Origin of the sequence: Pleomorphomonas diazotrophica (assembly GCF_002844595.1) — a bacterium.
In the GTDB taxonomy this organism is placed as follows: Bacteria; Pseudomonadota; Alphaproteobacteria; order Rhizobiales; family Pleomorphomonadaceae; genus Pleomorphomonas; species Pleomorphomonas diazotrophica.
The window spans coordinates 1-1903 of the sequence record NZ_PJNW01000030.1 but is presented as its reverse complement, the minus strand read 5'-3'; the positions used below and the strand labels follow the sequence as shown (position 1 = coordinate 1903).

At 65.8% G+C, this 1903-nt stretch carries 2 protein-coding genes; both read left to right on the top strand.

Features of this window, described 5'->3' with window-relative positions:
* The coding region (locus CXZ10_RS21255; RefSeq protein ID WP_101291371.1) for a UDP-glucose dehydrogenase family protein at positions 1 to 948 on the top strand (948 nt) is incomplete at its 5' end.
* On the top strand, positions 948 to 1903 hold a 956-nt coding region (locus tag CXZ10_RS21250), incomplete at its 3' end, for an NAD-dependent epimerase/dehydratase family protein (RefSeq protein WP_101291370.1). The genes CXZ10_RS21255 and CXZ10_RS21250, both read left to right, overlap by 1 nt.

The following is a 1903-nucleotide window of genomic DNA, read 5'->3' as shown; positions in this document are numbered from 1 at the left end:
GAGCGCATCATCCGCGAGACCAACCCCGAGGCCGACGTCGCCGTGGTCTCCAACCCGGAGTTCCTGCGCGAGGGCGCCGCCATCGACGACTTCAAGCGGCCCGACCGCATCGTCATCGGCTACGAGGACGAGCGGGCCCGCGAGGTGATGACCGAGGTCTACCGGCCGCTCTACCTCAACCAGGCGCCGCTGCTGTTCACCAAGCGCCGTACCTCCGAGCTGATCAAATATGCCGGCAATGCCTTCCTGGCCATGAAGATCACCTTCATCAACGAGATTGCCGATCTCTGCGAGAAGGTGGGTGCCGACGTGCAGCAGGTGGCGCGCGGCATCGGCCTCGACGGCCGCATCGGCGGCAAGTTCCTGCATGCCGGCCCCGGCTACGGCGGCTCCTGCTTCCCCAAGGATACGCTGGCCCTCGTCAAGACCGCCCAGGACTATGACAGCCCTGTGCGCCTCATCGAGACCACCGTCGCCGTCAACGACACGCGCAAGCGGGCGATGGCGCGCAAGGTGATCGCCGCGGTGGGGGGCGATGCGCGTGGCAAGACGGTGGCCGTGCTCGGTCTCACCTTCAAGCCGATGACCGACGACATGCGCGACAGCCCGGCGATCTCCATCATCCAGGCGCTGCAGGACGCTGGCGCAAAGGTACGTGGCTTCGATCCCGAGGGCATGGACAACGCCAGGAAGCTCATTGATGGCATCGCCTATGTCGGCAGCGCCTACGAGGCGGCGGAGGGCGCCGACGCGCTCTGCATCGTCACCGAGTGGAACGAGTTCCGGGCGCTGGACTTCCCCCGCCTCAAGACCGTCATGAAGGCGCCGGTGCTGGTCGATCTCAGGAACATCTACCGCCCCGAGGAAATCGAACGCCACGGCTTCGCCTACACCAGCGTCGGACGAGGCACCACGCTCGCCGGTCAGGTAGCCGAGGCGGCCGAATAATGCGCTTCCTGATCACCGGCACCGCCGGCTTCATCGGCTTTCATCTGGCGAGGCGCCTTCTCGACGACGGCCATTTCGTCACCGGCTTCGACGGCATGACGCCCTATTACGATGTCCGTCTCAAGGAGGCGCGCCATGCCCTGCTCGAGCGTTCGAACGGCTTTCGGGCGGTGATCGGCCAGCTCGAGGACGCCGCGGCCCTCCAGCAGGCGGCCGAGCTCGCCGAACCCGAGGTGATCGTCCACCTCGCCGCCCAGGCCGGCGTCCGCTACAGCCTCGAGAATCCAAAGGCCTATGTCGACGCCAACCTCACTGGTAGCTGGAACGTGCTGGAGCTCGCCAGGCAATGCGAGGTCAAGCACCTGATGCTGGCATCGACCTCATCGGTCTATGGCGCCAATGACAAGGTGCCGTTTGCCGAGGCCGACAAGACCGACGAGCCGCTGACGCTCTACGCCGCCACCAAGAAGGCGATGGAGGCGATGGGCCATTCCTACGCCCACCTGTGGAAGATCCCCACCACTGCCTTCCGCTTCTTCACCGTCTACGGTCCCTGGGGCCGGCCGGACATGGCGCTGTTCAAGTTCGCCCATGCCATCGAGAAGGGCGAGCCGATCGACGTCTATGGCGAAGGCAACATGCGGCGCGACTTCACCTATGTCGACGACCTCGTCGAGGCGATCGTCCGCCTGGTGCCTGTGGTCCCGAGCGAAGACAACCGCATCACGGCCGATGGCATCACCGACACGCTGTCGAGGCAGGCACCGTTCCGTGTCGTCAACATCGGCGGCGGCCAGCCGGTCGGACTTCTCGACTTCATCGCGGCGATCGAACAGGCGCTCGGCAAGCCGGCCATCCGCAACCTCCTGCCCATGCAGAAGGGCGACGTCCCCCAGACCTATGCCGCACCCGACCTCCTCAGGGAACTGACCGGATACGTGCCGGATACCGACGT